General features: G+C 72.1%; 18 protein-coding genes. 8 read left to right on the top strand and 10 right to left on the bottom strand.

The genetic code is table 11. The features are described 5' to 3' along the window. Positions 1 to 105: 105 nt before the first annotated feature. From ACFYXB_RS19655 to ACFYXB_RS19645, 3 genes are all read left to right on the top strand, one after another. Entirely contained in the window at positions 106 to 540 is a 435-nt protein-coding gene (locus ACFYXB_RS19655; protein WP_388501653.1) for a PPOX class F420-dependent oxidoreductase, read from the top strand. 268 nt (positions 541 to 808) lie between these two features. Continuing rightward, a complete protein-coding gene (locus tag ACFYXB_RS19650; RefSeq protein WP_389583850.1) occupies positions 809 to 1,219 on the top strand; it encodes a VOC family protein in 411 nt (136 codons plus the stop codon). Between the two features lie 52 nt (positions 1,220 to 1,271). Beyond that, positions 1,272 to 1,613 (top strand): VOC family protein, encoded by a 342-nt coding sequence (locus tag ACFYXB_RS19645; RefSeq protein WP_389583848.1) that lies wholly within the window; start codon positions 1,272 to 1,274, stop codon positions 1,611 to 1,613. On the opposite strand, the gene ACFYXB_RS19640 is transcribed toward ACFYXB_RS19645, so the two are convergent. The 3 genes from ACFYXB_RS19640 to ACFYXB_RS19630 form a co-directional block, all read right to left on the bottom strand. Beyond that, positions 1,579 to 2,727: a glycosyltransferase gene (locus ACFYXB_RS19640; RefSeq protein WP_389583846.1), complete on the bottom strand. Its 1,149-nt coding sequence runs from the start codon at positions 2,725 to 2,727 to the stop codon at positions 1,579 to 1,581. The two genes, ACFYXB_RS19645 and ACFYXB_RS19640, sit on opposite strands and share 35 nt — an antisense overlap. Positions 2,728 to 2,779: 52 nt before the next feature. Further along, on the bottom strand, positions 2,780 to 4,072 hold the full coding sequence (locus ACFYXB_RS19635) for a nucleotide sugar dehydrogenase (RefSeq protein WP_351346663.1): 1,293 nt from the start codon (positions 4,070 to 4,072) through the stop codon (positions 2,780 to 2,782). Between the two features lie 81 nt (positions 4,073 to 4,153). Next, positions 4,154 to 5,605: a glycosyltransferase family 4 protein gene (locus ACFYXB_RS19630; protein WP_389583843.1), complete on the bottom strand. Its 1,452-nt coding sequence runs from the start codon at positions 5,603 to 5,605 to the stop codon at positions 4,154 to 4,156. A gap of 71 nt (positions 5,606 to 5,676) precedes the next feature. Here ACFYXB_RS19630 and wecB point away from each other — a divergent pair, with 71 nt between their 5' ends. From wecB to ACFYXB_RS19610, 4 genes are read left to right on the top strand one after another with little or no spacing between them, the layout of a single operon-like run. After that, positions 5,677 to 6,765: a non-hydrolyzing UDP-N-acetylglucosamine 2-epimerase gene (wecB, locus tag ACFYXB_RS19625; protein ID WP_389583841.1), complete on the top strand. Its 1,089-nt coding sequence runs from the start codon at positions 5,677 to 5,679 to the stop codon at positions 6,763 to 6,765. Continuing rightward, the gene (locus ACFYXB_RS19620; RefSeq protein WP_389583839.1) at positions 6,758 to 7,444 is read left to right on the top strand and encodes a class I SAM-dependent methyltransferase; all 687 of its coding nucleotides are present in this window, start codon (positions 6,758 to 6,760) and stop codon (positions 7,442 to 7,444) included. The genes wecB and ACFYXB_RS19620 overlap by 8 nt, the downstream gene beginning before the upstream one ends. Then, positions 7,444 to 9,252 carry a hypothetical protein gene (locus tag ACFYXB_RS19615; protein WP_389583837.1) on the top strand — a complete coding sequence of 603 codons (1,809 nt, stop codon included), beginning with the start codon at positions 7,444 to 7,446 and terminating at the stop codon, positions 9,250 to 9,252. The genes ACFYXB_RS19620 and ACFYXB_RS19615 overlap by 1 nt, the downstream gene beginning before the upstream one ends. After that, complete coding sequence (locus tag ACFYXB_RS19610; RefSeq protein ID WP_389583834.1) at positions 9,249 to 11,474, top strand: glycosyltransferase; 2,226 nt, start codon at positions 9,249 to 9,251, stop codon at positions 11,472 to 11,474. Before ACFYXB_RS19615 ends, ACFYXB_RS19610 begins: the two co-directional genes overlap by 4 nt. Here the strand turns inward: ACFYXB_RS19610 and ACFYXB_RS19605 are convergent. Further along, positions 11,461 to 12,114 (bottom strand): TetR family transcriptional regulator, encoded by a 654-nt coding sequence (locus ACFYXB_RS19605; RefSeq protein ID WP_388501675.1) that lies wholly within the window; start codon positions 12,112 to 12,114, stop codon positions 11,461 to 11,463. The two genes, ACFYXB_RS19610 and ACFYXB_RS19605, sit on opposite strands and share 14 nt — an antisense overlap. A 288-nt stretch (positions 12,115 to 12,402) precedes the next feature. On the opposite strand from ACFYXB_RS19605, the gene ACFYXB_RS19600 reads away from it, so the two are divergent. Beyond that, on the top strand, positions 12,403 to 14,268 hold the full coding sequence (locus tag ACFYXB_RS19600; RefSeq protein ID WP_389583830.1) for an ArnT family glycosyltransferase: 1,866 nt from the start codon (positions 12,403 to 12,405) through the stop codon (positions 14,266 to 14,268). A 15-nt stretch (positions 14,269 to 14,283) separates the two neighbouring features. On the opposite strand, the gene ACFYXB_RS19595 is transcribed toward ACFYXB_RS19600, so the two are convergent. From ACFYXB_RS19595 to tal, 6 genes are read right to left on the bottom strand one after another with little or no spacing between them, the layout of a single operon-like run. Next, positions 14,284 to 14,877: a histidine phosphatase family protein gene (locus ACFYXB_RS19595; protein WP_351346679.1), complete on the bottom strand. Its 594-nt coding sequence runs from the start codon at positions 14,875 to 14,877 to the stop codon at positions 14,284 to 14,286. Positions 14,878 to 14,883: 6 nt separating this feature from the next. Next, positions 14,884 to 15,765, bottom strand: a complete 882-nt coding sequence (gene gnd, locus ACFYXB_RS19590) for a phosphogluconate dehydrogenase (NAD(+)-dependent, decarboxylating) (RefSeq protein WP_351346681.1) — start codon at positions 15,763 to 15,765, stop codon at positions 14,884 to 14,886. A gap of 7 nt (positions 15,766 to 15,772) precedes the next feature. Further along, positions 15,773 to 17,413 (bottom strand): glucose-6-phosphate isomerase, encoded by a 1,641-nt coding sequence (gene pgi, locus ACFYXB_RS19585; protein WP_389584133.1) that lies wholly within the window; start codon positions 17,411 to 17,413, stop codon positions 15,773 to 15,775. A gap of 13 nt (positions 17,414 to 17,426) precedes the next feature. After that, entirely contained in the window at positions 17,427 to 18,353 is a 927-nt protein-coding gene (gene opcA, locus ACFYXB_RS19580) for a glucose-6-phosphate dehydrogenase assembly protein OpcA (protein WP_351346683.1), read from the bottom strand. Further along, positions 18,350 to 19,969 (bottom strand): glucose-6-phosphate dehydrogenase, encoded by a 1,620-nt coding sequence (zwf, locus tag ACFYXB_RS19575; RefSeq protein WP_389583826.1) that lies wholly within the window; start codon positions 19,967 to 19,969, stop codon positions 18,350 to 18,352. The genes opcA and zwf overlap by 4 nt, the downstream gene beginning before the upstream one ends. Then, entirely contained in the window at positions 19,966 to 21,111 is a 1,146-nt protein-coding gene (gene tal / locus ACFYXB_RS19570) for a transaldolase (RefSeq protein WP_389583823.1), read from the bottom strand. The genes zwf and tal overlap by 4 nt, the downstream gene beginning before the upstream one ends. Positions 21,112 to 21,115 lie beyond the last annotated feature (4 nt).

Genomic DNA, 21,115 nt, shown 5'->3' with positions numbered 1-21,115 from the left:
AACAGCGCTGTCCCCGGCCCCGCTCCCATGAGCGCTGGCCCGAAGACACTGTCTACTCGTCGAGGTCGGGGAATGCCGGTCACCGTCGGCCGGGTTGTTCTCGACATGAGTGAGGACGCACTGCTGAAGCTGCTCTCCGATGCCCGCGGAGGGGTGCTGGTCACCCTCAAGCGGGACGGCCGCCCCCAACTGTCGAACGTGAGCCACGTGTACTACCCCGACGAGCGGATCATCCGCGTCTCCGTCACGGACGACCGGGCCAAGACCCGCAATCTGCGCCGCGACCCCCGGGCGTCGTACCACGTCACCAGCCCCGACCGGTGGGCCTACACGGTCGCCGAGGGCGTCGCCGACCTCACGCCGGTCGCGCTGGACCCGTACGACGAGACGGTCGAGGAGCTGATCCGCCTCTACCGTGACGTCGCGGGCGAGCACCCCGACTGGGACGACTACCGGGCCGCCATGGTCCGTGACCGTCGGCTGGTGCTGCGACTGCACGTCGAGCGGGCGTACGGCGTTCCCCGCCGCGGCAGGTCCTAGGCCCTGTCGTCAAACTCCCGTCTGCCACGCGACGCCATGCACGCACTCTCGCCGCACCGGACCCTGACCCAAGTACGTCCAGTACGAGGGCCAGGGCCCGGCACGCCGAGAGCACGCACCTGACGCCGCCCGGGCCCGCCCTCCGGGCGGACGACGGGAGTTTGACGACAGGACCTAGGACACGGGGCCCAGGACGGATGGCCGATGGTCGGCGCGGCGCGCTTTTCCTAGGCTGCGGGCAGATCACCGATCACGAGGAGGAGCGCCGATGCCCGTCAACGGCCGCAGTCACATCCGTATCGCCCGCCCGTCCCGGGACCTGGCGGCGGCCGAGAGCTTCTGGGTCGCCGGGCTCGGCCTGAGTGTCGTGTGGCGGGCCCGGGGCGGCGCCGAACCCGGCGAGCACGATCTGCTCATGCTCGGCTGGCCGGACGCCGACTGGCACCTGGAGCTCGTCCACGAGGCCGCCCAGCCGGTGGAGCCCCGCCCCACCGAGGAGGACCTTCTGGTGATCTATGTCGACGAGGCGGTCCCGGAGGACCTGATCGCCCGTCTGGAGGCGCACGGCGGGAAGCGGGTGCCGTCCCCCAACCCCTACTGGAACGAGTGGGGTGTCACGATCGAGGACCCGGACGGCTACCGGCTGGTGCTGTGCGAGCGAGGGTGGTCGAACGCCTGACGCCGCGGTGGCGGTGCTTGCCCCGGCCCCGGCGGCCCACTAGCCTCCGCGCGTGATCAATGGGGCCCATGTGGTGCTGTACAGCCGGGACGCCGAGGCGGACCGGAACTTTCTGCGCGACGTGCTCGGCTGGGAGTACGTCGACGCCGGGCACGGATGGCTGATCTTCCGGGCGCCGCCCACCGAGGTCGCCTGCCACCCCACGGACGGCGAACCCTCGCACGAGCTGATGCTGATGTGCGACGACCTCGACGCCACCATGGCCGAACTCGGCGCGCGGGACGTCGAGTTCACGCGGCCGGTCGAGGAGGCCCGCTGGGGACGGGTCACCGCCCTGCGGCTGCCCGGCGGCGGCGAGGTCAGCCTGTACGAGCCGCGGCACCCGCGGCCGTAGTCGCGGCCTTCCCCTCCTTCGCCCAGCCCTCGAGGACCGTCGCGAAGGCGGTCGCGTGGTCGCGCCAGTCGAGACCGGACCGGACCGCCTCGTGGCCCAACTGGGCGGTCCGCGAACGCAGTTCGCTGTCCGCGCGCAGTCGGCGTACGGCCTGCGCAGCCGACGCGGGATCCTCGTACGGCACCACGAGACCGCAGCCGTGCCGCTCCACCAGCTCGGCCGCCAGCGGGGTCGGCGTGGTGACGACGGGGATACCGTGCGCCATGTACTCGATGACCTTGGTCGGCCGTGAATGGCGGTAGTTGGGCTGGTCGTGCAGCAGGGACAGGCCGGCCAGGGCGCCCGACAGCAGGTCCAGCGCACGGTCGTTGGGCAGGAAGCCGTGCCAGCGCAGCACCCCGTCCCGGTCGGCCGCCGCGAGGGCCTCGCGGACGTCGGGGTCCGCCGCGCCGATCGCCTCGACCACGACGTCCGGTGCCAGCAGCCGCGCCGTCTCGATCAGCTCCAGCGCGCCGCGCGCCCGGGACAGATGACCCAGATAGACCACCCGGTCGTCGCCCGGCGGCTCGGGTGGGCCGGGCGGTGCCGTGGCGAGGTTGGGGACGACGGGATGGAGCCGGCGGAACCGGTCCTGGTAGGCGTCCTCGGCGAGCAGCAGCCGCAGATGCCGCTCCGCCAGCCGCTCCGCCGCCCGGACCGCCGCACGCAGCGGGATTCGTAGCGGCCTCGGCAGCCAGCCCTTCATGGCCAGCGCCGCCGCGGTGTCCTCGTGCACGTCCCAGACGGTCACGGGCGCGGCGCCGGCCCGCCGCCAGCGGCGCAGCGTGCCGGGCAGGGCCAGCAGCAGCTCCGGGTCGTGCAGCAGGATCACGTCCGCCTCCGGGCCGCGCTCGGCCAGCAGGGCGCGTGCCGCACGCAGCGCCGCGCGCCGGTCTCGGCCGCCCGCCCGGGGCAGGTCCACGCCCTCGACGTACGGCCGTGGCGTCACACCGCGGGCCGCGAACGGGGCCGCGTACACCACGCGGTGGCCCCGCTCGCGCAGCGCGGCGATCTGCCGGTGCAGTATTCGCGCGTCCTCCGGGTGGTGGACGACGGTGACGACGAGTATCCGCATCAGAGCACCTCGCACCTTTCAACTCCGCGCGCGAAGACGGGGGTTGGGGCCGCTATAGGACCTCGACGCCGGGCCGGAAGATCCGCCCCCGGGTGTCGAACAGCAGCCGTGCCGTGTCCGCGAGGGCGGGCAGGTCATAGGCGGAGTGGTCCTGGAGCAGGATCGTCAGGTCGTGCTCGCGCACCGCCGCCGACAGGTCGTCGACGCGGGGGACGGGTACCCCGTCCACCGACCACAGCGGCACATGGGGATCGTGGAAGGCCACCTCGGCGTCCCGCTCCCGCAGCAGCCGGGCCACCGGCACCGCCGGCGACTCCCGCTGGTCGGCGACGTCCGGCTTGTAGGTGACCCCGAGCAGCAGCACCCGGGAGCCGTGCAGCGGGCGGCCTGCCGTGTTGAGGAGGTCCTGGGCGCGGCGCACCACGTACTCCGGCATCCGCCGGTTGATCTCCTGCGCCAGCTCGACGAACCGGAACTCGTAGCCGAGCGAGGAACGCACCTTGTACGACAGGTAGTTGGGGTCGATGGGGATGCAGTGTCCGCCCACCCCGGCGCTCGGCCGGAACGCCTGGAAGCCGAACGGCTTCGTCGCGGCGCAGCGGATCGCGTCCCACACGTCCACATGCAACTCGCGGCTGATGATCGCCAGTTCGTTGACGAGTGCGATGTTCACATGCCGGTAGGTGTTTTCCAGGAGCTTGGCCATCTCGGCCTCCCGGGTGCCCTTCGCCTGTACGACCGTGTCGACGAACTTGCCGTAGAAGGACACCGCCCGTGCCGCGCACGACGGAGTGCAGCCGCCGACCACCTTCGGGGTCTCGCGCAGTCCGTGCCGGTTGTTGCCCGGGTCGATGCGTTCGGGTGAGAAGGCGAGGGCGAAGTCCTGGCCGGTGCGCAGTCCGGACTCCTCCAGCAGGGGCCGTACGACCTCCTCGGTGGTGCCCGGGTACGTGGTCGACTCGAGGACCACCAGCTGCCCGCGCCGGAGCCGGCCGGCCACCGCGCGGGCCGACGAGGTCACCGCGCCCAGATCGGGCCCGCCGTCGTCACTCAGTGGGGTCGGCACGCAGATCACCACGGTCTGTGCCCGCGCCAGACAGGCGTCGTCCGTGTACGCGGTGAAACCGGCCTCCCGCATCCGGCGTACGTCGTCGTCGGACACGTCGTCGACGTGGGAGTGCCCGGCATTGAGCCCCGCGACGACCCGTGGGTCCCGGTCGAGACCCACCGTTCTCAGGCCGACCGACGCGGCTTCCCGTGCCAGTGGCAGTCCGACGTAGCCGAGCCCGATCACCGCGAGTTCGACGTCGTCGGCCCTTTCCTCATCCCCGAGCGGTTCACTCATGTCCCCGAGTGGTTCGGTCTCTTCGACCTGCATAGGGATCTCACCCGGCCTCAAGGCAGGAGCTGGTGCGGTGCGCGGGCCTCAGGCGCATCCGAGAGTGCGATACGCGTCCAGGGTCCGGGCGGCGACCCGGTCCCAGGTGCGGTCCCGCGCGACCAGCGCGCGAGCGGCGGCTCCCCATTCGAACCGCCGCTTTTGACTGTAAAGCAGTTTTTCCAACCCCTCTGCCCAAGCATGGACCGATTCGGGAGGAATTAGCTGACCGTTAACCTCCGGTTCGACCAGTTCTCTCATTGCGGTGAGATCACTAGCTGCCACGGGGAGACCGCTCGCCATCGCTTCGACCGGCTTGAGAGGGGTCACCAGATGGCAGACGCGCTCGTCGGTGCGCGGCACCGCGAACACATCCAACACGGCGTGGAAATCCCGCACTTGGGCGTGCGGGACCCGGCCGGTGAACAGGGCGGCACCGTCGCCGAGGCCCAGCCGGGCCGCCTGCCGGATCAGCGCGGCGCGCTCCGGACCGTCGCCCACGATCAGCAGCCGCAGAGGAATTCCACGCCGGCGCAGCTCGGCACCCGCTTGGAGCAACGTACCGATCCCCTCGAGCGGGGTGAGACTGCTGACGGTGCCGACGACGAACTCGTCCGGCGCGATCCCGAGCCGGGCCCGCACCGGCGCCCCGTCCGGCGGGGGCGCCAGGAACGCGCCGTCCACCGCGTTCGGCACGACGAGCACCCGCTCCTCGGGCACCCCGCGGGCCACGATCTCCGCCTTCATCGCCGCGCCCAGCGTCAGCACCAGGTCGGCCTCGCGCATGCAGTGCGTCTCCAGCTCGCGCCGCTTCCGGTACACGGCGTCCCGCGGACTGCGCCCCGGAGCCTGGGTCAGCCAGGTCTCCTCCAGAAAGCCCCGGACCTCGTAGACCACGGGCAGCCCGTACGTCTCGCGCAGGGCCAGGGCCACGCGCCCGTTGCCGTGGTCCGTGGCCGCGTGCAGCACGGCGGGCCGCAGCCGCTCCACCAGCCGCGCGGCCAGCTCGGCGTTCCGGGCCAGCGCCGGGCCCTGCCCGTACGGCAGCCACCAGGGCAGCAGCCGATGCTGCGGCACCCCGGCCACGATCTGCAGCGGGCTCGCGTCCAGCATCCCCTGCGCCACCGGGAACCCGATCCGCGTCACCACGTGCGGATCGAGCCCGGCCGCCCGCTGCGCCTCGGCCAGCTTCTGCGTGCGCACGGTGTAACCGGCATGCTTGAACGGCAGCGAGTTGCTGACCAGGTGCAGCACCCGCCCGGACATGGGCCGTACGGTCCGGCCCACCGGGGCGGGCACCCGGCCTGTCCACGGAGTCGCGCCCGGCCCGGCCGCACGGGCCCGGGCGGACAGCCGGCGCTCCACCGGCCGGGCCCGCTTCCTCAGGCCCGCAGGCAGCAGCCGTACGCCGAGCAACGCGGCCCGGGCGGGATCGTGCCGCAACTCGCCCCAGGCGACGGAGGCGGCCAGACTGACGGCACGGGGGACATGACGGGACATGCCGCCACGGTAAGCCGACGCGGCGGCGCGTGCGGAGCAGCGCGGGCGGAGCGCCAACGAAAGGCAGCGACATGAACGGCCTCGTACTCCATGTGGTCGGTACCCGGCCCAACTTCGTGAAGGCGGCCCCGGTCGTCGCCGCCCTCGGGGTGGCCGGCCGCGACCAGGTGCTCGTGCACACCGGGCAGCACTACGACGCCCGGATGTCGGACGTGTTCTTCCGCCAGCTGGGACTGCCCGAGCCGGACACCGACCTCGGCGTCGGCTCCGGCAGCCACGCCCGGCAGACCGCCGACCTGCTGGTCGCCCTGGAGAGAGAACTGACCGCCCGCGCCCCCGCCCTCGTCGTGGTCTACGGCGATGTGAACTCCACCCTGGCCGCGGCCCTCGTCGCCGCCAAGCTGGGCATCCCGATCGCCCATGTGGAGGCGGGCCTGCGCAGCTTCGACATGACCATGCCGGAGGAGGTGAACCGGCGCCTCGTCGACCAGCTGGCCGAGCTGCTCTTCGTCACCAGCCCCGAGGCCGTCGGCCACCTGGCCCGGGAGGGGGCTGTCGCCGACCGGGTGCACTTCGTCGGCAACCCGATGATCGACACCCTCCTCACCCACCTGGACCTCTTCGACTCGGCCGCCGCCCGCACCGCGCACGGCCTGCCCGACCGCTACGGCGTGGTCACCCTGCACCGCCCCGCCAACGTCGACGACCCCGAGGCGGCCCGCGCCGCCGCCCGCGCCCTGACCGAGGCGGCCCGGCACCTCGACCTCGCCGTACCGCTCCACCCTCGCGGGCGTGAGGCCCTGCGCGCGGCGGGCCTCGACGGCGCGCCCGGCGTGCACGTCCTCGAACCGCTCGGCTACGTCGAGTTCATGAGCCTCGTACGGGGCGCGGCCGCCGTGATCACCGACTCGGGCGGGGTGCAGGAGGAGACCACCGTCCTGAACGTGCCCTGCCTGACCCTGCGCACCAGCACCGAACGCCCGGTCACCGTCACCCACGGCACCAACCGCCTGGTCACCCATGCCGAGTTGGTGCCCGCGCTGCGCAAGGCACTCGACGGCGGCCCGGCGGTGTCCACCGAGGGCCCACCCCTGTGGGACGGCAGGGCGGGCACCCGCATCGCCCGCGTGATCACCCGCTGGCTGGAACACCATGACTGACGACACCCAGTCAGGCCCCGAGGGCAGCACCACCTACCCCGCCCACCCCGGCACCGCCCGCACCCGCGTCTACTGGAACATCCGGCACCGTGACCACGACGATCTCGCCTCCGGTGGGCACATCGGGCTCGACCGTGCGGGCAACGAGTTGTTCTACGCGCTGCGGCTCGGCGCGCTGCTCTCCCTCATCGGGGATCTGACCAACCCGGCGGCCCCCCTGTTCGTGCTCGACGCGGGCTGCGGCAAGGGGCACTTCGCCCGCGCCCTGGCCCGCTGCGGCCACCGCGTCGACGCCTTCGACGCGAGCCCCGAGGCCGTCGAACGCTCCCGCGCCGCGAACGGCGGCCCGCGCTACGCCGAGTCCCGGCTCGACGAGTGGCGCAGCCCATGGCCGTACGACGTCGTGCTCTGCGTCGACGTGCTCTTCCACGTCCTCGACGACGCGGAGTGGGCGGCCGGGCTGCGCAACCTCGCCTCGCTGGTCCGGCTCACCGGCCGGCTGATCGTCACCGACGAGGACGACGACCGCCCCCGGCCCCTCGGCGACTACATCCTGCACCGGCCCACCGCCGCCTACCGCGAGGAACTCGAACCCCTCGGCCTGCGGCACACGGAGTTCCGGCCCTACGCCTTCCGCGAGAACCGGGTCGGCTTCCACGTCTTCACGAGGACCCGCTGATGCGCCTGACCGATCTGCTCCACCCGCACCTGGACGGCGTGACGACGGTGGTCGACGCCACCACCGGAGGGCTGCGCCTGGAACCGTACCTCCACCTGCCGCCGGGCGTCGTCCTGAGCCGAGACGAACGGCCCATCGGCGAGGGAGAGTTGGTGCTCCTGTCGTACGGCCCGGACCCCGACCTGCACGGCACCGAGGACGACTGCCTCGCCGTACTGGAACGCATGCGGCCCGGCGGCCGGGGACTCCTCCTGTTCGGGCACCGCGAACCGCCCTACCACCGGCTGCTGGACCCACTGGTGACCCACGGCTGCCAGGTGCTGCGCGCGGCCCCGCTCGGCTATGTGCATCTGCACGCGGGTGCCGTGTTCGCCCGCACGGACGAACTCCTGCCACCGCACGACTGGTTCGGCCGCCCGGTGCCGTCGGACGGCTTCGCGACGGCGCTGCGGATCGCCGACGAATACGTCTTCGCCGACCTCGCCTCCCGCTCCCTGCGTGCCCGCGTCCTGGACCTGGAGCAGCGGGCCGAGGAGGCCGAACGGGCCCGGGAAGCCGTCCACGAGGACGGGCTCGCCGAGCGGCTCGCCGCCGCCGTACGGGAGAAGGAGCGGCTGGCCGCCGCCCTGCGCGGGGCCCGGGACCGGGTCGGCGTGCTGGAGGCACGCGTGACCATGCTCGAAGGCTCGACCTCACTGCGGGTCGGCCGGGCCCTGGTCTCGGCGGCCCGCCGGCCGGGGCGCGGGATGGCCGGACTGCCACGGGAGTTGTACGGCCTGTGGCGCGGCCGGCGGCGCACCGCGAAGCGGTCGGTGCCGGCGAAGACGCCTGCCGCCGTCGACGGAGCCGCGCTCGCCGCGTCCGACGACCGCCTCCATCTCGTGCACCGTGCCCTGTCCTCCGCGCCCCGCGACCGGCTGGTGATCGCGGGGATCCTGACCGACCACACCGCCGAGGACTTCGCGGCCGACGCCGTCGTGAACCGGCTGCTGCCGCACGACGCGAGCCTTCTCGTCCAGCGCACCGACCCCGACGCGGTGGTGGTGCAGCTGAGCGCCTGCACCGGCGAGGGCCCCTGGTCGCCCGCGGGCACCGGCCTTGCCCCGGACCTGGACCGGACACTGGCCGAGGTCCTCACCGAGGCCAGGGCGTTGGGCCGGGCGATCGTCCTGTGGCGGGACGGCCCCGCCGCGGCCGCGCCCGGGCTCACTCGGCTCGCCTGGGACGCCGTCCTCGACACCGACACCGGCGTGCGGCTCTCCCGGCTCGACCCGGCCGAGCATGGCAGGGAACGGCTGTGGGAGGCCTTCCGGCAGGACAGCACCCGGGTCCGGCTCGCCGAACTGGCCCGGCTGACCGGCGCCCCCGACCCGCTGGACGGTCGTCGCGTCGCGGTTCTCGCCGCCCCGCGCGACCGGACCGACGCGGCCCGGCTGGTCGCCCAGGTGCTGGGCCAGCACCACCGGCCCAGCGAAGTGGTCGTACCCGACCCGGCCGGGCTCGAGGAACTCGACGGCGCCGGGGTCACCGTGCGCACCGGACCGCCCACCGCCGCCTGGGTCGCCGACTGGACCGACCCCGCCGAGGACCGCCCGGACACCCTGCTCCTGGACCTGATGTGCGCTCAGGAACACTCACAGGCCGACGCGTTGGGCCGCACGGCGGCCGACGACGACTACACCTTTGTGACAGAGCTGACCCGGCCGCTGCTCGTGCGGCGGTCCCTGCATCACGCCGGTACACCGCCCGAGACCTGGTCCGGCGCGGGATACCGGCTGTTCGCCGTGCGCGGGAAGGAACCCTCATGAGCCGCACAGTCCGGGCCATCGTCTACGGCGACGTGGACCTCAACCTCATCGACGGGTCCGCCGTCTGGGCCCAGTCGACCGTGCAGGCGCTGTCGCTGGCGGGCTGTGAGACCCGGCTCGTCCTCAAGGCCCCCGTTCACACTGGGCGGTTGACCGATCCGCTGGCCGGGCTGCCCGGCGTGACAGTGGTGCGACCGTACGAGGAACGGCTGCTGGCCGGGCAGCAGAACGGGTCCCTGTCACCGGTCCAGGCCTCGAAGGTCCTCGCCCGGCTCGACCAGGACGAGCCCTGCGACCTGCTCGTGCTGCGCGGCCGTCGGCTCGTCAACCGGGTCGTGAACGACCGGCACTTCGACGGACGGATCTGGGCCTACCTCACCGACATCCCGCAGTCGGCTGCCGAGATGACCGATCAGGCTTGCGCCGAACTCGCCCGGATCGCCGCCGCCTCGCGGCAACTCCTCTGTCAGACCGAGGAGTTGCGCTGCTTCCTGGAGGCGTGGGTGCCCGAGGCCTGCGGCCGTAGCCTGCTCAGCCCGCCCGCCGTACCCGAGCCCGGGTTCCCGGTGCCGGAGCACGAGCGGCCGCACGACCCGCTGCGGCTCGTCTACACGGGGAAGTTCGCGCCGCTTTGGAACACCCTCCCCATGACTCGCCTGCCGGCCCTGCTCGGCGAACGGGGTATCCGCGCCGAACTGCACACCGTCGGCGACAAGATCCACTCCGATGCCGCCCACCCCGGCTTCCAGGCCGCCATGACCCGGGCGCTGGAGGGCCCCACCCCGGGCATCCGGCACCACGGCGGCCGGCCCCGCGAGGAGGCCATGCGTATCGCCGGCGAGTGCGACCTCGGCCTCGGCTGGCGGGACCCGGCCCTCGACGCGAGCCTCGAACTGTCCACCAAGGTCCTGGAGTTCGGCGCCCTCGGCCTGCCCGTCGTCCTCAACCGCACGCCCGCGCACGAGGCCCTGCTCGGTGCCGACTACCCGCTCTACGTGCCCGGCCGCGCCGAACTCACCGACGCCGCCGACGCCGTGGAGCGCGCCGCTCGCGATCCCGAGGCCCGCAGCCTCGCGGCCGACCGCTGCCGGACCGCAGCCGGCCGGTACACCCTCGACGCCGCGGCCCGCCGCTGGCGCGCCCACCTCGACCGGGCCTTCCCGCCGGCGCCCGCCGGCGTGACCGCCCGAGCGAGGCCGCTGCGGGTCGGCGTCGCCGGCCACGACCTGAAGTTCCTCACCCGGCTCCTCGACCACTTCCGCTCCCTGCCCGGACTCGAGGTACGCATCGACGCCTGGCCCGCACTGGCCCGGCACGACCCGGCCGCGAGCCGTGAACTCGCCGACTGGGCCGATGTGGTGGTCGTCGAGTGGTGCGGTCCCGCCGCCGTCTGGTACAGCCACCACAAGCGGCGCGGCAGCCGGCTCGTGGTACGGCTGCACCGTTTCGAACTCGACGCCGCCTGGCCCCGGCAGGTCGACATCGACGCCGTCGACCGGGTGGTGTGCGTCAGCCCGTACTACGCCCGCCGCACCCTGGAGCACACCGGCTGGCCCGAGTCGAAGGTCACGGTCGTCCCGAACTGGGTCGACACCGACCAGCTCGACCGGCCGAAGGCACCGAGCGCGCGCTTCCGACTCGGCATGATCGGCATCGCGCCCAGCCGCAAACGCCTCGACCTGGGCCTCGACGTACTGGAGGAGCTGCGCGCCCGCGACCGGCGCTGGCATCTGTCGGTCAAGTCCAAGCCGCCGTGGGAGTACTGGTGGATCTGGAACAAGCCCGAGGAACGCGCCCACTACGACGCGATCCTGCGCCGGATGCAGACCTCGCCGCTGCTCGAAGGGGCCGTCGTCTTTGACGCGTTCGGGGCGGACGTGGCGAGCTGGCTGCGCCGGATCGGACACGTCCTGTCCACCAGCGACGACGAGAGCTTCCACCTCGCCCCGGCCGAGGGCATGGCCTCCGGCGCCGTACCCGCCCTGCTGCCATGGCCCGGCGCGGACGAGATCTACGACCGGCGCTGGATCCACGAACACCCCGCCGCGATGGCGGAGTCGATTGCCGCGCTCGGCGACCAGGAGGCCTGGCGGTCGGCGGGGGAGCTGGCCCGCACCCAGGTACGGGAGTCCTTCTCACTGGACGGGGTGGCCCGCACCTGGACCGAACTCCTGGTGTCCGATCGAGAGTCAGAACGGATCTCGTCGGTCAGTCCGCAGTGAGGTAGGCGATCACCATGTCGCCGAGCATCGTCCGGTAGTGCTCGCGCCGCGCCGGATGCGCCAGGTCCCGGTCGAACAGGGCCCCGAAGGTGTGCCGGTTGGCGACCCGGAAGAAGCAGAACGAGCTGATCATGGCGTGCACGTCCACCGCGTCGACGTCCGCCCGGAACACGCCCGACTCCCGGCCGGCCGCGAGGATGCGGCCGATCACGTCCAGCGCGGGCGAGCCGATCCTGCCGAGCTTCGCGGACCTCGCGAGGTGCGCGGCGCCGTGGAAGTTCTCGACGGTGACCAGCCGGACGAACTCCGGGTGCCGCTCGTGATGGTCGAAGGCCAGCTCGGCCAGGCGCCGGATCGCCGTCAGCGGGTCCAGATGGTCGACCCGCAGCTGCTGTTCGGCCTCGCGGAGCACGCCGTACACCCGCTCCAGGACGGCCGTGAACAGCTGTTCCTTGCCGCCGAAGTGGTAGTAGATCATGCGCTTCGTGGTGCGGGTGAGGGCGGCGATCTCGTCGACCCGGGCCCCGTCGTACCCGGCCCGCGCGAACTCCCGCGTCGCCACGTCGAGGATCTCGGCGCGGGTGCGGGCCGCGTCACGGACCCGCCCGTCGTGTCGTGCCGGTTCGTCGACGCTGGTCATCGGGTTCCTCCGGGCGGTGGGGCGCGCCGCTGTGGCGCGTGCCGGAGATTCTAGAAGCAGGGCATGGCGGGGTCCGGTGACGAGACGCGGGTGTGTAGCCGGTGAGAGGCCGGTGAGACCCGGCGGTCTTTCAGGTCGCGTACAGGTCGGCCGCCCGATACTCGCGGAAGAATCCGGAATGCGGCTTCGCGTCCCGGATGTGAGATTCCCCGGAGCCCTGGAAGGCCGTCCATGTCGAGCCCCGTCAGCGAGCCGCTCTCAGCGGTCCGTTCCGGTCCGCCGCCGCCCATGACCGCGCCCCCGCAGCAGCGCCGCGCCGACCGCTACGAGCGCCCCGTGCTCCTGGGCATCACCGCGCTCGCGGCCCTGCTGTATCTGTGGGGCCTCGACCACAGCGCGTACCACTCCTTCTACGCGAGCGCCGTGCGCAGCATGACCGACAGCCCGCGCGCCTTCTTCTACGGCTCCTTCGACCCGGCGAACTCGATCACCCTCGACAAGCTGCCCGGCTTCCTGTGGCCACAGGCCGTGTCGGCGCTTCTGTTCGGCTTCCACGCCTGGGCGCTGGTGCTCCCGCAGGCCCTCGAGGGCGTCGCCTGTGTGCTCCTGCTGCACCGGGTGGTGCGCCGCTGGGCCGGGGTGCCGGCCGGGCTGCTCGCCGCCGCGTTCCTCACCCTCACCCCCGTGACGGTGGGACTGGGGCGGTCGGTGGTCGAGGACGCGCCGTTCGTCCTGCTGCTGCTCCTGGCCGCCGAGGCCACCCAGCGGGCCACCGAACGGGCCCGGCCGCGCACCCTGCTGCTCGCGGGCTGCTGGGTGGGCCTGGCCTTCCAGTGCAAGATGCTGGAGGCCTGGGCGGTCCTGCCCGCCCTCGCCGTCACCTACCTCGTCGCGGCCCCGACCGGCCTTGGCCGCAGGATCCGGCACCTCGCCCTGGCCGGAGCGGTCACGCTGGCGGTGTCGCTGTCGTGGATGCTGGTGGCCACGCTCACCCCGGCCGCGGACCGCCCCTATCTCGACGGCACGACCGACAACTCGGCGTTCGGCCTGGTCGTCGGCTACAACTTCCTCACCCGCTTCCACATGGTCGGCGTCAATGCGGCCGGCAGCGGCAGCATCGTCGCCAGCCAGGCGGCCCGCCCCGGGAGCCATATGGCGTCGAGCATGGGCGACAGCGTGTGGAAGATGTTCAGCCCCGGACTCGCCACCCAGACGGGCTGGCTGTACCCGCTGGCGGCTCTCGGCCTCGTCGGCGGTCTCGTGGCCCTGTGGCGGCGGCGCGTGCCGCGCACGGACCCGGTGCTGGCCGGACACGTCCTGTGGGGGGTGTGGCTGGTCACGTTCTTCGTGGTGTTCAGCTTCGGCAGTGTGACTGGGCACACCTACTACATGGGCGTCGTCGCGGTGGCGCTCGCGGCGCTGAGCGGGGCCGCCGTCGTCCAGGGGTGGCGGGCGTGCCGTACCGGAGGACGGCACGCGAAGGTGCTGCCGGTGGTGATCGCCGTCAACGTCGCGTGGTGCTCGGCCCTGACGCTCTGGTACCCGCAGTTCTTCGTCTGGTCGGCGCCGGCTGCCGTCGCCCTGTGTCTGCTCGCGACGGCGCTCGTCGGTGTCGGGCGTCCGCGTGCCGTCACCGCCGGACTGGCCGTCGGGCTCGCCGCGGTCCTGCTGATCCCGGCCGTGTGGTCGGCCTCCGCACTGTCCCCGCGCTACAACCAGCCTGGCGGCTTCGGCCGGGTCGGCCCCGCGAGCATCCGCACCGGCGGTGCCCTGTCGACGCTGGGCCCCGCCAAGCGCCGGCTGCTGGCCTATCTGACCGCACACCGCGACGGCGCCCGCTATCTGGCCGCGGTGCCCGGCTGGGCGGCGGCCGCGCCCTACGTCATCGCCGCCGACGCGCCGGTCCTGCCCATGGGCGGCTTCACCGGCCGTGTCCCGTACCCGACGTCGCGGGGCTTCGACCATCTCGTCGACACGGGACGGCTGCGGTACGTCGTGCTGGCGCGGCGGGACGTCGCGGCGCACCGCCGCACCGAGAGCGGGGCGCTGGTCCGCTGGACCGCCGCGCACTGCGCGCTCGTCCCGCCCGCGGCCTACGGCTCCCACGACCACGCACGGCTGCTCTACCGCTGCGGCCCGGGTCACGCGAGGTGACCCGGGCCGGAGGTGTCACGCCGTGCGGTTCCACTCGGCGATCACGGGGCGACCGTGCTCCGTGGACAGCCGGCTGACGGCGCCGGTCGCCAGCTGGAACAGGCGGCCCTCGGAGGGCGGCAGGCCCAGCCGACGGGCCGTCAGCACCCGCAGGAAGTGGGCGTGGGCGACGAGGAGCACGTCACCGGAGTGGTTGGCGAGCGCCGCGTCCACCTTGGCCAGCACCTTGTCGGCGCGCTGTCCCACCTCGGCCGGCGACTCGCCGGGGTGACCGGCGGGGCCGGGCGGGACGCCGTGCAGCCACAGGTCCCAGTGCGGGCGGCTGCGGTGGATCTCGACGGTGGTGACGCCCTCGTAGGCGCCGTAGTCCCACTCGTGCAGATCGGGATCGGTCTCGGCCCCGGTCAGGCCCGCGAGTTCGGCGGTGCGGATCGCGCGGGCGAGCGGGCTGGTGAGGGTGAGGGCGTAGGTCCGGCCGGACAGGAGCGGGGCGAGCGACTTGGCCTGTTCCTCGCCGTGCTGGGTGAGGGGCAGGTCGGTCCAGCTGGTGTGCCGGCCCGACACGCTCCACTCCGTCTCACCGTGGCGGACCAGTATGAGGTCCCCCATGGCCGGTTACTCCTTCTTCGACTCGACGGCGTGGCCGCCGAACTGGTTGCGCAGGGCGGCGATCAACTTCATCTGCGGGGAGTCGTCCTGGCGGGAGGCGAACCGCGCGAAGAGCGAGGCGGTGATCGCCGGGAGCGGCACCGCGTTGTCGATCGCGGCCTCGACGGTCCAGCGGCCCTCCCCGGAGTCCTCCGCGTAGCCCTTCAGCTTCTCCAGGTGCTCGTCGTCGTCGAGGGCGTTGACCGCGAGGTCCAGCAGCCAGGACCGGATAACGGTGCCCTCCTGCCAGGAGCGGAACACCTCGCGCACGTTCTCCACCGAGTGGACCTTCTCCAGGAGCTCCCAGCCCTCGGCGTAGGCCTGCATCATCGCGTACTCGATGCCGTTGTGGACCATCTTGGAGAAGTGCCCGGCACCGACCCGGCCCGCGTGGACGTAGCCGTACGGGCCCTCCGGCTTGAGCGCCTCGAAGATCGGCTTCAGCCGGTCCACGGCCTCCTTCTCGCCGCCGACCATGAGGGCGTAGCCGTTCTCCAGGCCCCACACACCGCCGGAGACACCGGCGTCGACGAAGCCGATGCCCTTGATGCCGAGCGCGGCGGCGTGCTTCTCGTCGTCGGTCCAACGGGAGTTGCCGCCGTCGACCACGGTGTCACCCGGGGTCAGCAGGTCGCCCAGCTCGTCGATGACGGTCTGGGTGGCGGTGCCGGCCGGGACCATCACCCAGACCGTGCGCGGCGCGTCGAGCTTCTCGACGAGTTCCGCGAGGCTCTTCACGTCGGAGACCTCGGGGTTGCGGTCGTAGCCGAAGACGGTGTGGCCGGCGCGGCGGATCCGCTCGCGCATGTTGCCGCCCATCTTGCCGAGGCCGATGAGTCCGAGCTGCATGGTGCGTTCACTTCCCAATCTGACGGTAGGCGGAGACGAGGGCGGCGGTGGAGGCGTCCAGACCGGGCACGTCCGCGCCCTCGGTCAGGGCCGGTTCGACGCGCTTGGCCAGAACCTTGCCCAGCTCGACGCCCCACTGGTCGAAGGAGTCGATGTTCCACACCGCGCCCTGGACGAACACCTTGTGCTCGTAGAGCGCGACCAGTTGGCCCAGCACCGACGGGGTCAGTTCCGTGGCCAGGATCGTGGTGGTGGGGTGGTTGCCCTGGAAGGTGCGGTGCGGCACCTGGGCCTCCGGCACGCCCTCGGCGCGCACTTCGTCGGCGGTCTTGCCGAAGGCGAGGGCCTGTGTCTGGGCGAAGAAGTTGGCCATCAGCAGGTCGTGCTGCGCCTTCAGCCGGTCGCTCAACTCGCCGATCGGGCGCGCGAAGCCGATGAAGTCCGCCGGGATCAGCTTCGTGCCCTGGTGGATCAACTGGTAGTAGGCGTGCTGCCCGTTGGTACCGGGCGTACCCCACACCACCGGACCGGTCTGCCACTGCACCGGATGGCCGTCCCGGTCCACCGACTTGCCGTTGGACTCCATGTCCAGCTGCTGCAGGTAGGCGGTGAACTTGGACAGATAGTGCGAGTACGGCAGCACCGCGTGCGACTGCGCGTCCAGGAAGTCGCCGTACCAGATGCCCAACAGGCCGAGGATCAGCGGGGCGTTGGACTCGGCGGGCGCGGTGCGGAAGTGCTCGTCGACCAGGTGGAAGCCGTCGAGCATCTCCCGGAAGCGGTCCGGGCCGATGGCGATCACCAGGGACAGGCCGATCGCCGAGTCGTAGGAGTAGCGGCCGCCGACCCAGTCCCAGAACTCGAACATGTTCTCCGGGTCGATGCCGAACTCGGTGACCTTCCCGGAGTTCGTCGACAGCGCCACGAAGTGCTTGGCGACCGCCTTCTCCTCACCGTCGAGACCGGCCAGCAGCCAGGAGCGGGCGGAGGTGGCGTTGGTGATCGTCTCGATCGTGGTGAACGTCTTGGACGCGACGATGAACAGGGTCTCCGCCGGGTCCAGGTCGCGCACCGCCTCGTGCAGGTCGGCGCCGTCCACGTTGGACACGAACCGGAACGTCAAGTCCCGTGCGGTGTACGGCCGCAGCGCCTCGTACGCCATCGCCGGGCCCAGGTCGGAGCCGCCGATGCCGATGTTGACGACGTTGCGGATCCTCTTGCCGGTTTGGCCGGTCCAGGCGCCGGAGCGGACCCGGTCCGCGAAGTCCGCCATCTTGTCGAGGACGGCGTGCACGGCCGGGACGACGTTCTCGCCGTCGACCTCGATCACAGCGTCCCGCGGCGAGCGCAGCGCGGTGTGCAGGACGGCGCGGTCCTCGGTGATGTTGATGCGCTCGCCGCGGAACATGGCGTCCCGCAGGCCGAACACGTCGGTGACGGAGGCGAGTGCGCGCAGCAGGGCCAGAGTCTCGTCGGTGATCAGGTTCTTGCTGTAGTCGATGAGCAGGTCGCCGACCCGGACGACGTACCGCTCGGCACGCTTCGGGTCCGCCGCGAACAGCTCACGAAGGTTCGGCTGCCCCTGGGCGCGGTGGTCGGCGAGGGCCGTCCACTCGGGCCGCCGGGTGAGCCGGGGGTGATCCGACACGGAGTCAGACATGTCAGACGTTCTCCTTGGTGCCATCGCCCCGCAGGGCGATGGCGTACATCTCGTCGGCGTCGAGGCGCCGCAGCTCCTCGGCGATGAGTTCGGAGGTCGCGCGGACCTTCAGCGCGAGACGGCGCGGCGGCTGGCCCGGCAGGCTCAGCGTGGCCAGCGGGCCCTCGGGACGGTCGATCACGATCTCGCCGCCCGCGGTGCCGAGCCGAACAGCGGTGACGACCGGTCCCGCGGTGACCGTCCGCGCCACCGGCACCTGGAGGCGGGCCTCCAGCCAGCGGGCGAGCAGCTCGGCGCTGGGGTTCTCGGCCTCGCTCTCCACCGTCGCCGACGTCACGTGTACCCGGGCCTGGTCCAGGGCCGCGGCCAGCATCGAGCGCCACGGGGTGAGCCGGGTCCAGGCCAGGTCGGTGTCGCCGGGCGCGTAGGAACGCACCCGGGTCTCCAGGGCCTCCAGCGGATGCTCGACGGCGTACATGTCGGTGATCCGGCGCTGCGCGAGCGCGCCCAGCGGGTCCTTGGCGGGGTTGTCGGGCGCGTCCACCGGCCACCACACGACGACCGGCGCGTCCGGCAGCAGCAGCGGCAGCACCACGGAGTCGGCGTGGTCGGACACCTCGCCGAAGGTCCGCAGGATCACCGTCTCGCCGGTGCCGGCCTCGGTGCCGACGCGAACTTCCGCGTCCAGCCGGGACTGGGTGCGCTCGCGCGGGGTGCGGGCGTGCCGCTTGATGACGACCAGGGTGCGCGAGGGGTGCTCGTGCGAGGCCTCCTCGGCCGCCTTGATCGAGTCGTACGCGTTCTCCTCGTCCGTGACGATGACCATCGTCAGGACCATGCCCACGGCGGGCGTGCCGATGGCGCGGCGACCCTGCACCAGCGCCTTGTTGATCTTGCTTGCCGTGGTGTCGGTCAGGTCGATCTTCATGGCCTGCGCCAGCTCCGTCCGTCTCGTGCGAGCATCTCGTCGGCTTCCTCGGGACCCCAGCTGCCCGACGCGTACTGCGCCGGCCTGCCGTGCGCCCCCCAGTGCTCCTCGATGGGGTCGAGGATCTTCCAGGACTCTTCCACTTCCTGGTGGCGGGGGAACAGGTTGGCGTCGCCGAGCAGTACGTCCAGGATGAGCCGCTCGTACGCCTCCGGGCTGGACTCCGTGAACGACTCGCCGTAGGCGAAGTCCATCGTCACGTCCCGGATCTCCATCGACGTGCCCGGCACCTTCGAACCGAAACGCACGGTCATGCCCTCGTCGGGCTGGACACGGATGACGACCGCGTTCTGGCCCAGCTCCTCCGTCGCCGTCGAGTCGAAGGGGGAGTGCGGGGCGCGCTGGAAGACCACCGCGATCTCGGTGACCCGGCGGCCGAGCCGCTTGCCGGTGCGCAGGTAGAAGGGGACGCCCGCCCAGCGGCGGTTGTCGATCTCCAGCTTGATCGCGGCGTAGGTGTCGGTCTTCGACTTGGCGTCGATACCCTCCTCCTCGAGGTAGCCGACGACCTTCTCGCCGCCCTGCCAGGCCTCGGCGTACTGGCCGCGCACGGTGTGGGCGCCCAGGTCCTCGGGCAGCCGCACCGACTTGAGCACCTTGAGCTTCTCGGTGACCAGCGCGTCCGCGTCGAAGGCGATGGGCTCCTCCATCGCGGTGAGCGCCATCAGCTGGAGCAGATGGTTCTGGATGACGTCACGGGCGGCGCCGATGCCGTCGTAGTAGCCCGCGCGGCCACCGATGCCGATGTCCTCGGCCATCGTGATCTGCACATGGTCGACGTACGAACGGTTCCAGATCGGCTCGTACATCTGGTTGGCGAAGCGCAGCGCCAGGATGTTCTGAACGGTCTCCTTGCCGAGGTAGTGGTCGATGCGGAACACCTGGTCCGGCTCGAACACGTCGTGCACCAGGGCGTTGAGCTCACGGGCGCTGGCCAGATCGTGGCCGAAGGGCTTCTCGATGACCGCCCGGCGCCAGGAGCCCTCGGGCGGATCGGCCAGGCCGTGCTTCTTCAGCTGCTGCACGACCTTCGGGAAGAACTTCGGCGGTACGGAGAGGTAGAAGGCGAAGTTGCCGCCGGTGCCCCGGGACGCGTTCAGCTCGTCGACGGACTCGCGGAGCTGCTCGAACGCCTTGTCGTCGTCGAAGTCGCCCGGGACGAACCGCATCCCCTCGGCCAGCTGCTGCCACACCTCCTCGCGGAACGGGGTGCGCGAGTGGTCGCGCACCGCGTCGTGCACCACCTCCGCGAAGTCCTGGTCCTCCCAGTCCCGGCGGGCGAAGCCCACCAGGGAGAAGCCCGGCGGCAGCAGGCCGCGGTTGGCCAGGTCGTAGATGGCCGGCATCAGCTTCTTGCGGGACAGGTCGCCGGTGACGCCGAAGATGACCAGACCGGAAGGGCCCGCGATGCGGGGCAGTCGGCGGTCACGGGCGTCGTGGAGCGGGTTCGACCAGTCGGCGGCGGGGATCACAGGTACGCGCACCTCGGGCGCCGCCTCCTGGGCCCCGGACTCCGCCACGGGGGGCTCGGCCTCGGCCGCTGGAGTCTTGCTCATCGTGCGTCAACTCCCTTGCTGTCCAGGGACTTCGTGACGGCGGCGAGCAGGTCGTTCCACGCCACCTCGAACTTGGCGACACCCTCGTTCTCCAACTGCCGCACGACCTCGTCGTAGGAGATACCGAGCCGCTCCACGGCCTCGAGGTCGGCGCGGGCCTGCGCGTAGCCGCGGGTCACCGTGTCGCCGGTGATCTCGCCGTGGTCGGCGGTCGCGTTCAGCGTGGTCTCCGGCATGGTGTTGACGGTGCCGGGCGCGACCAACTCGTCGACGTACAGGGTGTCCTTGTACGCCGGGTCCTTCACACCGGTGGAGGCCCACAGCGGGCGCTGCCTGTTGGCCCGGTCGGCCGCGAGAACGGTGAAGCGCTCGCCCGCGAAGACCTCCTCGTACGCCTCGTACGCCAGGCGCGCGTTGGCCAACGCCGCCCGGCCCTTGAGGCCGAGGGCCTCCTGCGTGCCCAGCGCGGTCAGCCGCTTGTCGATCTCGCTGTCGACGCGGGAGACGAAGAAGGAGGCGACGGAGTGGATCTCCGCCAGGTCCAGGCCCCGCGTCCTGGCCTTCTCCAGACCGGCAAGGTAGGCGGCCATGACCTCGTGGTAGCGCTCCAGCGAGAAGATCAGCGTGACGTTGACGCTGATGCCGAGGCCGATGACCTCGGTGATCGCCGGGAGGCCCGCCTTGGTGGCCGGGATCTTGATCATGACGTTGGGGCGGTCGACGAGCCAGGCGAGCTGCTTGGCCTCGGCGATCGTGGCCGCCGTCTCGTGGGCCAGACGCGGGTCGACCTCGATGGAGACCCGGCCGTCCCGACCGCCCGTGGCGTCGTACACCGGGCGCAGGACGTCGGCGGCGGCGCGGACGTCGGCGGTGGTCATCATCCGTACGGCCTCGTCGACGGTGACGCCGCGCACGGCGAGGTCGGTGAGCTGCTCCTCGTAACCCTCTCCGGAGCCGATCGCGGCCTGGAAGATGGACGGGTTGGTGGTGACGCCCACGACGTGCTTGTTCTCGACGAGTTCGGCGAGGTTGCCGGACTCGATCCGGCGGCGCGAGAGGTCGTCCAGCCAGATCGACACGCCCTCGTCGGACAGGCGCTTGAGTGCTCCCGCGGTGGCGGTTGCTTCGGTCACTGTGATCATCTTC

The sequence above is a fragment of the Streptomyces sp. NPDC002619 genome, assembly GCF_042889305.1.
GTDB lineage: Bacteria > Actinomycetota > Actinomycetes > Streptomycetales > Streptomycetaceae > Streptomyces.
Note: the sequence above shows the minus strand (reverse complement) of the source record. Positions and strands in the feature narration are given on the sequence as shown.